The 15,288-nt window shown below is 60.8% G+C and carries 12 protein-coding genes and 1 pseudogene; 7 read left to right on the forward strand and 6 right to left on the reverse strand.

The features are described 5' to 3' along the window. Nucleotides 1-181: 181 nt before the first annotated feature. Nucleotides 182-1,020, reverse strand: a pseudogene (locus tag DN745_RS19700) (aldo/keto reductase). 154 nt (nt 1,021-1,174) lie between these two features. Further along, a complete protein-coding gene (locus DN745_RS04870) occupies nt 1,175-1,372 on the reverse strand; it encodes a hypothetical protein (protein WP_133622101.1) in 198 nt (65 codons plus the stop codon). Between the two features lie 312 nt (nt 1,373-1,684). On the opposite strand from DN745_RS04870, the gene DN745_RS04875 reads away from it, so the two are divergent. Together DN745_RS04875 and DN745_RS19880 are read left to right on the forward strand one after the other, a co-directional pair. Next, nucleotides 1,685-2,134, forward strand: coding sequence for a hypothetical protein (locus tag DN745_RS04875; protein ID WP_111332661.1), 450 nt, complete (start codon nt 1,685-1,687; stop codon nt 2,132-2,134). Nucleotides 2,135-2,155: 21 nt separating this feature from the next. Further along, a complete protein-coding gene (locus DN745_RS19880) occupies nt 2,156-2,281 on the forward strand; it encodes a hypothetical protein (protein WP_275426327.1) in 126 nt (41 codons plus the stop codon). Between the two features lie 481 nt (nt 2,282-2,762). Here the strand turns inward: DN745_RS19880 and DN745_RS04880 are convergent, their stop codons facing one another. After that, nucleotides 2,763-3,695, reverse strand: a complete 933-nt coding sequence (locus DN745_RS04880) for a viperin family antiviral radical SAM protein (RefSeq protein ID WP_204355089.1) — start codon at nt 3,693-3,695, stop codon at nt 2,763-2,765. Between the two features lie 271 nt (nt 3,696-3,966). Here DN745_RS04880 and DN745_RS04885 point away from each other — a divergent pair, with 271 nt between their 5' ends. The 3 genes from DN745_RS04885 (at nt 3,967) to DN745_RS04895 (ending at nt 8,751) form a co-directional block, all read left to right on the forward strand. Further along, complete coding sequence (locus tag DN745_RS04885) at nt 3,967-4,977, forward strand: hypothetical protein (protein WP_111332663.1); 1,011 nt, start codon at nt 3,967-3,969, stop codon at nt 4,975-4,977. A 132-nt stretch (nt 4,978-5,109) separates the two neighbouring features. Further along, nucleotides 5,110-6,975, forward strand: a complete 1,866-nt coding sequence (locus DN745_RS19705; protein ID WP_111332664.1) for an SEC-C metal-binding domain-containing protein — start codon at nt 5,110-5,112, stop codon at nt 6,973-6,975. A 765-nt stretch (nt 6,976-7,740) separates the two neighbouring features. Beyond that, the gene (locus DN745_RS04895) at nt 7,741-8,751 is read left to right on the forward strand and encodes a potassium channel family protein (RefSeq protein ID WP_111332666.1); all 1,011 of its coding nucleotides are present in this window, start codon (nt 7,741-7,743) and stop codon (nt 8,749-8,751) included. Between the two features lie 13 nt (nt 8,752-8,764). Here the strand turns inward: DN745_RS04895 and DN745_RS04900 are convergent, their stop codons facing one another. Next, a complete protein-coding gene (locus DN745_RS04900) occupies nt 8,765-9,355 on the reverse strand; it encodes a hypothetical protein (protein WP_133622100.1) in 591 nt (196 codons plus the stop codon). Between the two features lie 57 nt (nt 9,356-9,412). Further along, complete coding sequence (locus DN745_RS04905; RefSeq protein ID WP_162687458.1) at nt 9,413-12,769, reverse strand: N-acetylmuramoyl-L-alanine amidase; 3,357 nt, start codon at nt 12,767-12,769, stop codon at nt 9,413-9,415. A 346-nt stretch (nt 12,770-13,115) separates the two neighbouring features. Between DN745_RS04905 and DN745_RS04910 the strand changes: the two genes are divergently transcribed. Both DN745_RS04910 and DN745_RS04915 read left to right on the forward strand, forming a co-directional pair. Next, the gene (locus DN745_RS04910) at nt 13,116-13,901 is read left to right on the forward strand and encodes a hypothetical protein (protein ID WP_111332670.1); all 786 of its coding nucleotides are present in this window, start codon (nt 13,116-13,118) and stop codon (nt 13,899-13,901) included. Between the two features lie 70 nt (nt 13,902-13,971). Beyond that, entirely contained in the window at nt 13,972-14,544 is a 573-nt protein-coding gene (locus tag DN745_RS04915; RefSeq protein ID WP_133622099.1) for a hypothetical protein, read from the forward strand. 146 nt (nt 14,545-14,690) lie between these two features. On the opposite strand, the gene DN745_RS04920 is transcribed toward DN745_RS04915, so the two are convergent. Continuing rightward, the gene (locus DN745_RS04920) at nt 14,691-15,191 is read right to left on the reverse strand and encodes a hypothetical protein (protein WP_111332673.1); all 501 of its coding nucleotides are present in this window, start codon (nt 15,189-15,191) and stop codon (nt 14,691-14,693) included. Nucleotides 15,192-15,288: the final 97 nt, after the last annotated feature.

The following is a 15,288-nucleotide window of genomic DNA, read 5'->3' on the forward strand; positions in this document are numbered from 1 at the left end:
CAGGCATTGCTTTGATGGCTGCCGTAGGGGGCGACCCTCGTTGCAGGCGTTGCCGGATAGGGCGCAGTGAGGGTTGGGTGTGATGGCAGTTTTAAACCGTCTTAGGGGGCGCGGCTTTCCTATAGAATCTTAGATTTAGGGTCGCGCGTGGCGTAAATGCACCGAACTGAGACGTCTCCGCCTAATCTCCCAACCCATCCACCACCTCAAAATCCTCCGCACTCAACACCACCTCACCCGCCCCCATATTCTGCTCCAAATGCGCCGTGCTCGACGTTTCCGGGATTGGTAGCATCATTGGTGAGCGTTTGAGGAGCCAGGCCAGGGCGAGCTGGGTAGGCGTGGCGTCGTGGCGTTGGGCGATGTCGAGGAGGGGGGGGTGTCGGCGAGCGTGTCGATGCCCAGGGGAGCCCAGGGGATGAAGCCTATGGCGTTTTCGGTGCAATGGTCGATGACGGCTTCGTGGTCGCGGTGGAAGAGGTTGTATTTGTTTTGGACCGTGACGACGTCGACGATTTTTCGGGCGCGCTTTAACTCGTCGAGGTCGATGTTCGACACGCCGATGTAGCGGATTTTTCCGGCCTCTTGCATCTTTTTGAGGGCGCCCAGGGAGTCTTCCAGGGGCACGTCGTCGTCGATGGCGTGGAGCTGGTAGAGGTCGATGCGCTCGACCTCGAGGCGGCGAAGGGAGTTGTGCAGGGCGATTTCGAGGTGCTCGGGGCGCCCGTCTGTGCGCCAGTCGCCGGGGCCGGCGCGCACCAGGCCGCCCTTGGTGGCGATATGGATGTTTTTATAGGGCTTAAGCGCCTCACAGATGAGATATTCGCTGACTTCGGGTCCATACGCATCCGCCGTATCCAGAAGATCAACGCCCAGCTCAACCGCTCGCCGCAGCAGGTCCCTGGCGTCGCTTCGCTTTGGTGGCCAGCCCCAGATGCCGTCTCCGGTGATCCGCATGGCGCCAAATCCGAGGCGTTGGACGGGCATATCACCACCAATATTGAACGTGTCGTGTTTCATAAAGACCTCTTCGGGGCTGCTCTTTGGGCATGATGAGTTAAGGGGCGGAGCCTCCGGTAAAAGCTAGTGCGAGTGGGTGGGAGGTCAACCGAGACGGGGTTCGCATCGCTGGTATTCTAAACGCGCGAGTCGCCTCAAGGTGGCTAATAAATGCTCACCTTGAGGCGGGCTGCGAACCCACTCGCCAATCGTACTCACCACCCCGCGCCTGAAAGGTCTCAAGGTCAAAGCTGACCTGCGAGAACGCTTTGTGAATACCCACCTCTAAAATCGGGCGGCTATAGGTGTGGGCGCCCATCGTATTGTCGAAGAAGCGCCCGGCCCGCTCGCCCATCGCGTAGGAGCCGGTCATTCCTTCACCCCGGTCACAACCCCCACCCAAGCCACCACCCCCGCCGAAGGCTTCGTCCGCCAACGCTGGCGCGATTGGCGCCCTGCGCCCACGGCTACCAGTTCGGTTCCGCCCCTGCGGGGCTTGCCGCGCGTGGGCCATGCCCGGGTGACGCGCGTTGGAGTACGATGTCGTGCGGCCGATTGGGCCCATAACAAGATATCTTCTCGAATCGGCGAACGCGTTGCGGACCACCAGCCCCAACGGGGCGCGACAGAATCGGTAGCCGGGGTCGTAGCGCTTTTTGCGTAGGCCTCGGCGGCGGTCGATGACATGGCGGCGGTCGATGACTCGACGGCGGTCGATGACATGGCGGCGGTCGATGACTCGACGGTCGATGACTCGACGGTCGATAATATGGCGGCGGTCGATGACACGACGGCGGTCGATGACGCGGCGGCGATGGATGATACCACGTCGCTCGATGACACCACCCCCACCCAAGCCACCACCCCCACCCAAGCCACCACCCCCGCCGAAGGCTACGTCCGCCAACGCTGGCGCGATTGGCGCCCTGCGCCCAGGGCTACCAGTTCTGTCACGCCCCTGCGGGGCTTGCCGCGCGTGGATCGTGCATGGTCGACGAGCTTTGCGTGGCGCAATCGTGTGGCGCATACGACCCATCACCGAGCGCGTTCTCGAATCGGCGAACGCGTTGCGGACCACCAGCCCCAAAGGGGCGCGACAGAATCGATAGCCGGGGTCGTAGCGTTTTTTGCGTAGGCCTCGGCGGCGGTCGATGATGTGACGGCGGTCGATGACGCGATGGCGGTCGATGATGCGATGGCGGTCGATGATGTGACGGCGGTCGATGACATGGCGGTGGTCGATGACATGGCGGTGGTCGATGACTCGGCGGCTCTCCGGTAGCTACGAAAACTGCTTCGTGCAGTGGATCCCCTCAAACGTACATCCGTTCATCCACAACAATCACTGGTACTACGCCGCGTATCCGTGATTTGCGGCGCTGTTTCATACCTGCGATAGACCGCACCGAGGGTTCAGACGCGGCGCGGGCGCTCGGTGAACGCGGTCGCTAGGAGGGAAACCCCGGTACAAGGGGCCTGAGAATGCCTGCAGTGGGGGTCGACCCCCATTGCAGGCATTGCTTTGATGGGTGCGGCGGGGGTTGACCCTCGTTGCAGACGTTGCCGGATAGGGCGCAGTGAGGGTTGGGTGTGATGGCAGCTTGCCGACGCCTTAGAAGGGCGCGGCTTCCGTATAGGGACTCAGGTTTTGGGCCGCGCGCTGCGCCAATGTGCTGAGACGTCTCCGCTCAGCCTCCCAGTCCATCCATAAGATGGCTAATGAATGCTCACCTTGAGGCGGGCTGCTAACCCGAATAACTCACTCACCAATCGTACTCACCACCCCGCGCCTTAAAGGTCTCAAGGTCAAAGCTGACCTGCGAGAACGCCTCGCGAATACCCACCTCTAAAATCGGGCGGCTATAGGTGTGCGCGCCCATCGTATTGTCGAAGAAGCGCCCGGCCGGGTCGACCATCGCGTAGGAGCCGGTCATCGCCTCGTTCGACTCGGAGACGACGACAATGCCGGCGTCCGCCAGGCCTCGGTGACGCGCGACGAACGCATCGAACTCAGCGCGGGTGATCTCCAATTCTTCGACATACCCGTCGTTTTGCCCGTCGATGGGCAGCACCTGGAAGAGCTTCCAGCGCTCGGGGGCCATCTGGGCGATGAGTTCGCTCATGTCCTCGTCGACGTTGAGCCGATTTACGACGGTGTTCATCTTCAGCCGAATGCCGTGGTGTCGGGCGAGGTCGGCGGTGGCGCGGTACTTGGCTGCGCTCTGGGTCTTTCCCTTCTGGGCGCGGCCGATGGCCAGGTGTGTGCCGTCATCGGCGCTGTCGATGCTGATGACCAGCCAGTCGAGCTTGCCGCCGAAAGCGTCGAATGCGGCGGCGTCGAGCCTCGACCCGTTGCTCACCACCATCGTGGTCATGCCGGCGTCTTTGGCCGTCGCCACCAACTCCGCCAACCAGGGGACCAGCGTGGGCTCGCCGCCGGCGAAGGTGATCTTCTCGAAGCCGGCGGCCGCGATCTGGCGCACGACCTCGAGTTGCTGCGCTTTGGGCAGCATGCCGCGGCCCAGATATTCGGCGCTGTCCTCGAAGCGGGCGTAGCAGAATTTGCAGCTGTAGTTGCAGGCTTTGTTGAGGTGGTAGTTGATTGATGGGGGCATGGTGGTCGCTTTCGTGGATGCCTTCTCCAGTGGGGTGATTTGAGCGTCAGAGTTGATCGGTCCGCGTACGTTATTTTTCATCTCTATCTCTCTGGTTGTGGGCGTGGGTGAATCCCTGCCCGTTCATAGAGTTCCACGGAGATGAAGGCGTTTTGTGACAAAGTTTTTTAAATAATTTTTTTGCCGGGGGTTTTTCATAGGCTTTTAGGCCGGTGGGGTGTCGGCGATTCACTGTCCCGTCTCTGCCAACCGCAAGTCGTTCGCCTACGACGGGTGTGTTTTTAGTTTGTTAACTCGGTTCAATCATATAAGCTAAGGGCCATTCGTATGTTTTTTAGGAGGGAGGACGGATATGACTGAACCCGAGATATTAGAGATAGGCGACGAACCGGTTGAGCCGGTCGAGTCGAGCCCGCTTTCGACCTTTGAGCGATTTCTCCTCTCCGCCACGATTTGGCCGACCGTACTCTTTATGGGGTGGTTTATCTGCGCGTTCTTTTGGGACGCGGATGAGTGGTTCGACTCGGTGGCGGGGGTCGCGGTGTTTATGGTCTGCATCTCTGCGGGGAAGCGCCTGCGGCGTTTTCTGGTACGTGGGAGGCTTCGCGCTGGAATTTTTATTGGAGCCTTCGGTGCCTGGCCCGGACTCACGATTGGGGTCGGTGCGGCCGTAGTGGCGCTTACGCTCGCCGTGGGGCTGTCGCTTGATGACGATGCGCGTCGAGAAATCGGCGAGATTCTAGCGTCGGCGCAGATTGAGTCGGAAGAGGCTGGAGTTGCGGAGGGGGCTGAGTTTGCGCAGGTATCAGGGCAGTCTGGAGAGCTACCAGTTTGGCGACATTCGAGCGAACACGAGTTATTTACATCATGTGTTGAGGAGCTTCATCAGAGTCAAAATGCTCGCTCTATGCGTAACGAAGCGGTTGATATTTTGAAGGTATCACTGGGATCAGAATTAGCTGAGGAGGCGGTGCAAGACGTGATAATTGCAGTGTGTATTGAAGCCAGCAAAGGCGAAATGCGTGAATTGCGTTCGTATTTTTTTAGATCGATCCGAAACGCGCGATCTGACCTGAGAAAGCATATGAGCCGCTGGGACTATTGCCAAATGGAGGAGAAATACTTGCCTCCAAGTACGCCAAATTTCGAAGCACGTGACACGCTACGTTTTGTCCAAAAAGATATGTGTCGTTTAGATAGTCGACAGGCATATATCATCCGAGAACGCGTCAATGGCGTTCGGTTCTCGACCATCGCGAAGGAACTGAATATTACGGGGGCCAATGCTCGCCAGATACACAAACGAAGTGTTGATGGGCTGCGAGAAAGGGTTAACGCACGCAACAAACGGTACCCGTATTGAAGCAATCTTAAAGTTTTTTAAAAAAACTATGTCACAAATCTCTCACTCATCCGTGGAACTCATTGAAGGCAGCAGGATGGCTTGCCGCCCTGGCCAATTTGGCGTGAACCCACTGATGATAGAGGATATGTGATGAGCAAAGCTAGTAAACAGCAGAAGACCCCGTCGCGCCCCCGCTCCGAGTGTGCGTGTTTTATCGAGTCCGTTCTTCCAGAACTCGGCGACTTATATCATGTGGCGGAGACATCGCTGCACGAGATTCCGGCGCATACGCTGATATCGCTACGATCTTGCTGCATGCTATTTGCGCAGGAGTACCTTCGTCGACACAATCATTCGGTCGATTATTCCGGTAATCTTAATGATATTCTCGAGAGCTATGAGTTTATCGAATCGTCGAGTGAGGATTTGCGAAAGAAGCTTCATGAGTTGCGACAGATTGCCAACCGCGCCGCACATCCGGAGCAACACAATGCCCCAACAGCCGATGAATTGGCACGCCATGCGACACGCTGGCTCAAAGTATTTTATCAAATTGTTATAAAATGCCTGGCAGATAACACGAAGGGCATTCCTGAGTTCAAGCTTCCCGATGCCGATAGTTCCAATCGTCTTTGCGGAGATGCGGTGCTTCGCGACGATGCGGAGGCGCAATATCGGCTCGGGCTTCGCGCCAAGATGTCGGCGGTTGCGCGCATCAAAAAGCGAAAAGACGAGGCTGGGGAAGGTGCGATGACAGAGGTTCCAGAAACAAGCGGTGAATACGAAGAAGCGTACTTTTGGTTCCAAAAAGCGGCACGCGACGGTCGTTCGCCCGCGGCGCTCTATCAGATGGCGCTCTTGAACATCGATGGAATTATCGAGGGTGGGAGTCCCGAGCAGGGAATCGATTTTATGTACGAGGCTGCGCGATTGGGGGACGCAGCTTCGAGCGCAAGGTTGGGTTTATTTGCGTTGAATGAGTTAATTTTCGACTCCCAGGGAACGCGCGTCGGCGACTTTGAAGACCGCGAGCGGATGATCGATTGGCTGGAGTATGCGGCGAGCGACGGAAATCCCGAGGCATTGAATGGCCTGGTGGCGATCTATCAATCCGGGAGACTCGCTCCTAAAAACCTTAAACGCGCGCTCACGTATGCTCGGTCGGCGGCGGACGCAGGATTCCCCTTGGCGAAGTTCAATTTAGTGCTCCTATACCAGAGTGGGATCGGCGAGGAACGTAGCCCGGGAGAGGTCGTTTCGCTGCTTAAGGATGCCGCTGAAGGTGGTGTATTGCGCGCCTATGCGCACCTCTGTCACGTATATCGGAACGGGGACGGGGCTGAAGTCGATTTTGAAGTTGCGAAGAGCTACCTCGAAAAGGGGTGTCAACACGGAGACCCTCACGCCATGGTCATTGCGGTCAATGACTCGATTCATCGTCCGGCCGATGAGCGGGAGGCTTGCAGCGAACTAATGGGACTTCTGCAGGCGATTGATCACCTGGGGAATAGCCCAGACATTCGTGAATTCGCCCTGACATTGCTGCCGCACAGCGTCGGGCACGCTCAACGACGCGTCGCAAATTTACTGGATGAAATGGTATCGCAGCAGCCTTTGAGCGGCGCTGTTGATGAGAATGAATTTCAAGTTTTGATTTGGCTATTGGCCAGCGCTGCAGCAGAGCCTCGCCAGGGGGATGAGTTAGACACACAAGGAATGGCTGTGAGTCGCTCCACTGACATTCGCCCTGTTATCGATGCGTCGCGCGATATCTTCCATACTGATGTATCGCCCTACGAGTTTCGTCAGGCGTGCAAAGCCCTAAAGCCGCTCGTGCCGCAATTCAGCAAATGGGAGGCGCTCGAGCGTAAAAAGGAGGCGCAGAGAACGGCTGGGAAGATGCAAGCCAAGTTTACGCGACGACTGCGACGAACCAGCGTAAAGGTTGGACGCAACGACTCCTGCCCGTGTGCCAGCGGGAGGAAATATAAGCGGTGCTGTGGGGTGCCGAGCTAGGTCCTTGCGTTCAGCACCTCGATGCGGTCGAGTGAGAACCCCCGCCGAAGGCTACGTCCGCCAACGCTGGCGCGATTGGCGCCCCCTGCCCACGGCTACCAGTTCTGTCCCGCCCCTGCGGGGCTTGCCGCGCGTGGGCCATGCCCGGGTGACGCGCGTTGGAGTACGATGTCGTGCGGCCGATTGGGCCCATAGCAAGATATCTTCTCGAATCGGCGAACGCGTTGCGGATCACCAGCCCCATAGGGGCGCGACAGAATCGGTAGCCGGGGTCGTAGCGTTTTTTGCGTAGGCCTCGGCGGCGGTCTCCCCGGCAGCTACGATGACTACCGCGCTGTTTTATACCTGCGATAGACCGCGCCGAGGGTTCAGACGCGGCGCGGGCGTTCGGGGAACGCGGTTGCTAGGAGGGAAGCCCCGGTGCAAGGGGCCTGAGAATGCCTGCAGTGGGGGTCGACCCCCATTGCAGGCATTGCTTTGATGGCTGTCGTAGGGGTCGACCCTCGTTGCAGGCGTTGCCGGATAGGGCGCAGCGAGGGTTGGGTGTGATGGCAGCCTGGCGCGGCCTCAGAAGGGCGCGGTTTGGGTATCGACGCTCGGGTTTTTTGCTGCGCTTTGTCGAGGCGGATGCGCGCGTAGCTTTCACGGCAGTAGGGCGCCCGGCGGTGCTTCGTTCACAGAGTGACGCGCGGGCTTCTGGGGTTTCTATTAAGGCTGCGCGCGAGACGCCTTCAAGAGACATCTTTTGCTCACCAGGAGACGGCGATGGCCACGCTATTGGCGATAGCATCGGTAGTTTTCGGAGGCGTTGTGGTGATTATCGCGATCGGTGACGTGATGCGGAGCACGCTGTCGACCAGCGGGGATGGCGTTATATCGCGGTATGTGGCCAGCAAGGTGTGGCGCGTCGCCCTGAAGGGGCACCGCCGTTTCCATTCTCATCGCCTGCTCGACGCGGCCGGACCGGTGATAGTGGTGACGATCGTGCTGGTGTGGGTCGCGCTTCTTTGGTTCGGCTGGCTCCTGATCTTTGCGGGCACGCCTCAAGCCGTAGTTCACTCAGCGACGCAGGAGCCAGCCGGTCTTATTGATCGGGCGTACTTCGTCGGCTTCACGCTCTTTACCCTGGGGGTGGGAGACTTCGCGGGTGGCAACCCCTGGTGGCGTATGCTCACCACAATCGCGTCGATTAACGGCCTATCGGCCATTACGCTCGCGCTCGCCTACTTGCTTCCAGTCGTCGAGGCGGCCACCGCCAAGCGCCAGCTCGCGCAGCTCATTAACGTCATGGGAGACAGCGTCGCGGAGGTCATCGCGAACGGTTGGAATGGTAAGGATTGGGCGGGTTTCGAAAATCAGCTCCAAACCATCACGCCGCTATTGCTCCTGCATGGCGAGCGCCATCTGGCCTACCCGGTGCTCCACTATTATCACGCGGTTGAACCGTCGGCGGCGCTCGGCCCCAACCTGCTTGTTCTTGACGACGCGATAACCATTTTGTTGGAGTGCCTGCCTGAGGGTGACCAGCCCTCCGCCTCGGCTCTACGCGCGACGCGACATGCGATCGACATTTGCCTCAAGCGTGTGACCCGCCAGTTTGTCGACCAGGCCGATGAGCCACCCCCTCTGCCCGACCTGAGCGCGCTGGAGGGCGTGAGCCTGCCTACGATTGACCCGAAGAGTATTGAGGAGAGCCTGGGCAAGCATAGCGACCGTCGAAGGTGGCTGCGGGGGCATCTGCGCGGGGACGGTTGGACCACGAGCGCCCCGCGCTGATGCTGCGTTGAGGTTATTCGGTGACGCGCGTCAGCGTGACCGGGACGTTGAGCTCGATATTTCGCTTGGCGGTGACGCTGCCTTCGAGGGTGTTCTCGTCGACCCGGGTTGCCTTGAGGGTGAGCATCTCGTCGCGGTCGGTGGTGGGGTTCCACATGACGGTCAGGGTCTCGCCGTCGAAGCTGGCGGTTTCGAGGTGGCCGGTTTCGCCGTCGTAGAGCTCGTAGATGGCGAATCCCATCGTGAAGTCGCCGGAGATTTCGGGGTCGCCCTCGTCCTGGAAGGTGTCGAAGTAGACGGCTGGCTCGTCCTGCTCGCCGGCGCTCGCCCGCCAGGAGCCGTTCATGAAGCCGGCCGGGATGACGACGCCTTCTTCGTCGCCGCTGCCGTGGCCTGGGTCTTCGTCGAGGGGGACTTCGCCGGTCGGGTCGGCGTTCTCGTCGCCGCGCTCCTCGTTGGCGTTATCCGACTGCTCGCCATTGGTCCCGGAGAGCTTTGATTCGTCGCAGCCCACGCTGCCCAGCAGCATCAGGCCGGCGAGGGCGGCGACGATGAGTCGCAGGGTGGAGCGGTTCATGCTTCGGTATTTAAATTCAGCGTTCATTGCGTTCACCATTGGTTTGACCTTTTGATTTGCGGGTTACGGTCGCCATCGAATTGCTCAGTTCACCGGCACATAAACGCTGGCGCAGGTGGCGTCGGCGCGCACCCTGCCGCAATAGTCGGAGCAGGCGTAGCCGTCGCCCATGGCGACCTCGATATGCCCGTATTGCGAGTGTGCGCCGCGACAGCCGGGCGCCCAGGCGATGACCGCGCCGCGCGGGGCCTGGCCCACCGGCATATGCACCTTTTTGAGGCCCATGGTGTCGCGCAGCACGCTCGCCGAGGCTCGGTCGGCGGCGCGTTTGAAGCCGGCTGCCGAGATCTGCACGCTGTAGGCGCTCATGCCGACGCTCGCGGCGAGGCGGTTGATGTCGGCGCGGGTGGCGAGTCCGGCGCGGATCATTGCGGCTTTGACGAAGGCCCAGCAACTTCCGGTGCTCCAGCCGCCGCGCCCGCCGCTGCAACGCGGGCCGCCCGAGCCGTTGCCGATATTTGAGCAGGTCCCGCCTTCGCGCCCCAGGGCGCTGGCCATGGCCGAGTCGGTGCTGCCGCCGGCGCTCTTCACGGTGACGGTGATACGGTCGACCGCGATGATGTCACCCGCGGCGTTATACGCGCGGGCTTCGAGGCGGCGGGCGCCCGGGTATTGAATATTGGCGGTATGCGGGAAGGTCGAGGTGCGCTGGCTTCGCCCGAGGGACCAGTCGTCGGCCAGATATTCGACCTCGACGACGTCGTCGGAGGCGCGCACCGCAAATTGGAGCGAATGCCCCTGGGTGCTGCCATTGGTCGGTTTTGTGAATTTGACGAAGGCCTGGTCTTTGACCCGGATGCTGACGCGGTCGACGGCGACCACATCACCGGCGGCGTTATAGCCGCGCGCTTCGATAGCGCGCACGCCGGTATAGTCGAAGCTGTAGTTCAGCGGGAAGGACGAGGCGCTGTTGGTTGAATTGCCCAGCGACCAGTCGTCGGCCAGGTATTCGACCTTGACGATATCGCGAGATGCGCGCGCCTTGAAGTTGACGTCGCGGTCGTTCTCGCTGCCGTCGAGGGGATTGATGATAGAGAGGGTAGCGCCGCGCCCCACGGTGATGTTGAGCTTGTCGACGGCGACCATCTTCCCGGCGGCGTTAAAGCCGCGCGCCTCGATGGCGCGCACCCCGGTGTATTGGAATGCGTAGCTATGCGCGAAGTCAGGCCCCTGCGGGGTGCTTCCCAGCGACCAGTCGTCGGCCAGGTATTCCACGCGGGTGATATCCGCCGAGGCGGAGGCTGTGAACGCGACGTGAGCGCGGTGTCGACTGTTGGCGCTCGGGGCGGTGATGCGCAGGGTGGAGCCGTTGGCCACCGAGATGGTGATCTTGTCAGTGGCGACGAGCTCGCCGCGGGCGTTGTAGCCGCGCGCCTGAATCTGGCGCACCCCGGCGTATTGGATATCGTAGTTGAAGTCGAAGCCTGGGCCCTGGGTGGAGCTGCCCATCTTCCAGCCGTCGGCCAGATAGTCGACGCGGGTGATGTCGCTCGACGCGCTCACCGCGAAGTCGACGCTGTGGCCGGTGCTGGCGGCGTCCAGGGGTTTGGTGATTTGGAGCGAGGACTTCTTGACCGTCAGGGTGGTGTTTCCGCTGACGGATTGACCAAGGATAATCCAGTTGATTTTGTCGGCCGAGATGGCGATCTCGGCGGCACCGCTGGGGGCGCAGTCGCTCATGCCGGAGTGATAGTTGGACTGGACGACGCGGACGCGGTCTCCCGGCTTGAGGGCGGTGCCCAGGGTCGCGATGAGGGCGCCGCCGGCCTGCACACCGGCGACCGTGCTGGAGCGGCTCGCGCAGCTATTATTGTCGGGGCGTCCCTTAGCGGCGTTCGGGTTTGTGACCGTGCCGGTCGTGCTGGTGGATTGCGCGAAATAATTGGCGTTGCCGTCGGCGCTCTGGCCGAAGATGCTGTCGACCTCGAAGCCCTCGATGGTGTCGTTATATCCTCGGGGGTTGTCGCTGACGTGGCGCACGCGGATATGCTTGAACTCGGCGGGGCCGCCGCCCGGGGCCGACTCCTCGCAGGAGCCGCCACCGCCGGTGGCGCGCGCATAATCGCGGATGACGCCAAGCTTATTATATAGATTCTGCCCCGGACATGCGGTGGAGCCCTGGTCGCGGTGCCCCTTCACCTTCGCGTCGGTCACGGTGATATTATATTTGTCGGCGAGGTAGCGGATCAGCTTGCCCGCGGCCCGAAGGGATGCGTCGCTCGGCTGGATGGCGCGGATTCCCAGGGCCGAAGGCGGCTGGAACTGCCCCAGGAAGCTGATGCCAATATTGCCGCTGTTGGCGTTGGCGACGTGCGCGCCCATGCGGTCAACCGGGTTGCCGGCGTAGATGCGCCCCTGCTGGTCGATCATATAGTGGTAGCCGACATCCGACCAACCATTGTCGTTCATATGAATATTCTGAACGTGGCGCGCGGCGGCCTTGCCGTCGCGCGGGTTATTGGCGGTGACGGTGTGGTGGATGGAGAAGCGGTTCGGGGTGTGACGCGGGCGGTTTCCGCGCGGCGCGCGGGCGCCCCACTGAGAGCGGGTGATGATCGTCGGGCGGCCGACGTCGCCGTCATCACAGGATTGGCCGGGGTCCGAAGGGGTAGATACGCCGCCGCCGTGGCCCAGATCCGGGTCAGTGTCCGCCTGAACACAGGAGCCGGAGAGCTTGGTGACGCGGATATCATCGCCATAAAAAGCGCGAAGAATGCGTTCGGCTTTCCAGCCCGCTCGGGCAAGACAGGCCGAGCCGTTCTGGCTCATAGCGCCGCGGTTTGCGGGGTTCCCGACCCAGCCGAGCGTGCTCCCCTGGACCCGAGCGCCCACGCGTCCCGTATTATAGGTGACGTATTTCTGGGTCCCCGCGTTGTCGCGGGCGCGGCAGGTGTTGGGGTTAATATTGGTGGAGCCAGCGACGTAAAATGGCATGATCATCTTCCCCTTGTGGGTCAGGATCATGCCGGAGGTTTCTCGGACGGCCTGGCGCGCGGCAGCGGTGGCCGGGCGCCCGCAATTATAGGCCTGGTCGCGCACTGTCGGCGAGAGCGGGCGGCCCTCGACTTCGGTGACGTATTTGGCGTAGCCGCGGGCCGCAATGGCCTGGGCTTTGAGCGTCTCCATGGGCGCGCCGCTGTGCTCGCAGGTCACGACCTGCGCCAGGTATTCTTCCTCGACATTTAGCGTGCCATAGCCGTCGACGCGCACCGAGCAAAAGTCGGTCAATGCCGCGCGGCGCGTCTCGAACTCGGGACCGTAGTCCCCTTCGAGCGCAACCTCGTCGGCCGGCATATCGTCATCGGTCATGCCACACCCGATGAGGGTGATCGCGGCGAAGAGAAACACGAGGCGTTTAATATACATGAGATTCCGAGCCATTATGAGTTGCTCCAGAAGGGCGGTTTCATGGCGTTTTGGAGCAAGAATGGTGCCAGTGGGCATCTTTTCGCCTGGTCGGAGTTCGAAAAGCGCTAAAGAGAGGCGTTCTGCGGGGGGATTGTGCGCCTCACGCGTTGGCGCTGCGTTGGAGGGAGGCGACGGGGAGGTGCGACATGATGTCATGCATTGTGGTCAGCTGGGGGGAGGTGTCCCCTGCTTGGGTACATTGTCCTACATAGCCGTAGGGCTTCATTTGGAATCGTAAAGATTTTAGAGCCGCGGTGCCTTGGGGGCGAGCAAATAAAATCACCGCCCCGCGCGTTCTAGCTCCAACCCAGGAGCCACCATGCCGCAACCTACGCAATCAAATCGACTCGAATACGCCCTCGCCGAGGCGCGCCGCGAAGGCGCGCGGGCGGAGCGTTTACGCGGGCGGCGTCGGCTGCTCATCACCGGGCTTAGCTGCGTGGCGCTACTATTCGCGGTGCTTATTTCGGGCTGGGTGCTGGTGGGGCAGGCGAAGAACGCGGCGCCCGGGGTGATCTCGCAGATGGCTGCGGAGCGGCGCTCGGCGGTCGAGCTGCGTCTGGGGCAGCGGGTCGATGAGGCGGGGGTGTTGGTCGGGGAACTCTTCGGGTTTGTGGAGCTTGTGTGGAAGGAGAATGAGTCGATGCTGCGGATTCAGGCGAGCGTGGGGAGCGCGCGGGCGCAACTCGGTCAGCTCGATGCGGAGGTGCGGGCGGCGGTGTCTGCGCCGATGACCCAGATGCTCCCGCTGCTGGAGAACGGGCCGACGCGCGCGCGGCGGTTGGCCGAGGAATTGGTAGAGGTGGTGCGCGAGATTCGCCGCCTGGTGCCGACCGTATTTCATGCGCTCGGCGAGGCGCAGCGCTCGTTTCGGGAGAGCCCAGAGGGGGTGTCGATAGGGGCGATGATCGTCTCGATGGACGTGCTCTTTGAGCCCTTCGTTGGGCCGAACCCGATGCTCACCGCGCGCTGGGTTGAGTTAAAGGGGGCGTTGCGCGCCTGGGTCGCCCGCGTGGACGCCGACTTTGCGTTTGCCAGTGCGCAGATGGACGGCGACGCGCTCAGCGATGAGTTTCTGTCACGGCTGGCGAGACGACTTTTCTAAGATGTGATAGGTAGATGACACCCGCGCCAAGGCTCATTCAGCGAGCCTTGGCATTATTTTGGAGACGCTGATGACGTGTGGATTTTGTTTGCGATCGTGTGGCTGGCAGCTATTTCTATCTTTGGCCGTCCTGCTGCTCTCGGGCTGCGGCGTGGGCTCCGGTCAATTGATGAATGAACAGGTGGAGCTACACGAAATATCGGCCGAGGCACAGGTCATCGTAGTGAGCTCCGAGGACGGGACCATGCGGCGGGTCGCGCTGGATGGCTCCGAGGGCGTAGGGGCCGAGGCTGGCGGCGAGATGTCACCCGAAGAGGGCGACTTGGCAGCAACACGCGCGCGCCGGCCGAAGGAATGCGGCAACGGGCCCAAGAGCGGCGGCAAGCTCATGCTTGAGTATAATCAGGGTAATGCACGCTTGAGCCTGGCGCGGGCTAGCGGTCAGGTCATCGAGTTAGTCCGGGTCGCCGGACATGCGGGAGGCTCGAATCTTCTCGAGCCGCCTATCCAACCGTATTTCTTCTCGGACACCTGCGACTTGGTTGTCTTAGGCTTTGAGGGGAAAATCTGGGTGCTTGAGGTGGCTAGCCAGCGCATTAGCCCATTGGCGTCGGGTGTGGATGCGTTCGCGCTCTCGCGGTGATTTTCGCCCAAGGCTGACTGCCCCATTCATATCCCGCATTACGCCGGATCATCCGCTAGTTCACAGATGGACGGCGACGCGCTCAGCGACGAGTATTGGGAGCGGTTGGTGGAACGACTATTTTGAGGGAGTATCTTCCCAGCCAATCAATCGTAGCAGTTGAAAATAATATCGCCCACCCGTTCGGTTTCGAAGTGTTTTACCATCCTGCGCTCGAAGACGTTGAGTCGGCTCATGTCGGCCGATGCGACCGGCATGGTAAGCACGTCGAGGGGGACGATGATCCAATCACTAACCTGCCTGAATGCCTCTTTGAGCTCGGGGGGCTCGATAAAGGGCTTAGAGGAGAATGGTTCGAATCCCTGTTCGCCCTCCTTCAGGCCCATGGGCATCTGGCAAAAGGCTAAAAAGGGATAGGAGTCATTGGCCAAGATGACGTATTTGCGGTTGGGCTGAATCGAAGAGAAATAGCAAACCCAGAAGTTGCAATACAGTTGCTGTTCGACCATGCGGACGCGGGCGTTCATCATACGCCCGGCTGTGTGGCATAAGGTCTTGAAAATAACATACGACACCGTCGGGAATCGCCATGGGGTAGGGTATTCGTCGATGCAATATCCGGTGACGCCGGGAAGTAAATAATTCATATTCTGTCGGTCGCGTGGATGGTCTATTAGGAGTACGACACTTTTTAGGTCTGACTGCGACGGATGAAGGAGCTGTTTGGTGACGACGTGCGCACGG

Source organism: Bradymonas sediminis, assembly GCF_003258315.1.
Lineage (GTDB): Bacteria > Myxococcota_A > Bradymonadia > Bradymonadales > Bradymonadaceae > Bradymonas > Bradymonas sediminis.

Excerpts from the sequence above, each read along its gene's own strand:
- DN745_RS04910 (WP_111332670.1), top strand. The coding sequence starts at position 13,116 with ATGCCGCAACCTACGCAATCAAATCGACTCGAATACGCCCTCGCCGAG.
- DN745_RS04900 (WP_133622100.1), bottom strand. The coding sequence starts at position 9,355 with ATGAACGCTGAATTTAAATACCGAAGCATGAACCGCTCCACCCTGCGA.
- DN745_RS04895 (WP_111332666.1), top strand. The coding sequence starts at position 7,741 with ATGGCCACGCTATTGGCGATAGCATCGGTAGTTTTCGGAGGCGTTGTG.
- DN745_RS04905 (WP_162687458.1), bottom strand. The coding sequence starts at position 12,769 with ATGGCTCGGAATCTCATGTATATTAAACGCCTCGTGTTTCTCTTCGCC.
- DN745_RS04920 (WP_111332673.1), bottom strand. The coding sequence starts at position 15,191 with ATGAATTATTTACTTCCCGGCGTCACCGGATATTGCATCGACGAATAC.
- DN745_RS04915 (WP_133622099.1), top strand. The coding sequence starts at position 13,972 with ATGACGTGTGGATTTTGTTTGCGATCGTGTGGCTGGCAGCTATTTCTA.
- DN745_RS04870 (WP_133622101.1), bottom strand. The coding sequence starts at position 1,372 with ATGACCGGCTCCTACGCGATGGGCGAGCGGGCCGGGCGCTTCTTCGAC.
- DN745_RS04885 (WP_111332663.1), top strand. The coding sequence starts at position 3,967 with ATGACTGAACCCGAGATATTAGAGATAGGCGACGAACCGGTTGAGCCG.
- DN745_RS04880 (WP_204355089.1), bottom strand. The coding sequence starts at position 3,695 with ATGAAAAATAACGTACGCGGACCGATCAACTCTGACGCTCAAATCACC.
- DN745_RS04875 (WP_111332661.1), top strand. The coding sequence starts at position 1,685 with ATGGCGGCGGTCGATGACTCGACGGCGGTCGATGACATGGCGGCGGTC.
- DN745_RS19705 (WP_111332664.1), top strand. The coding sequence starts at position 5,110 with ATGAGCAAAGCTAGTAAACAGCAGAAGACCCCGTCGCGCCCCCGCTCC.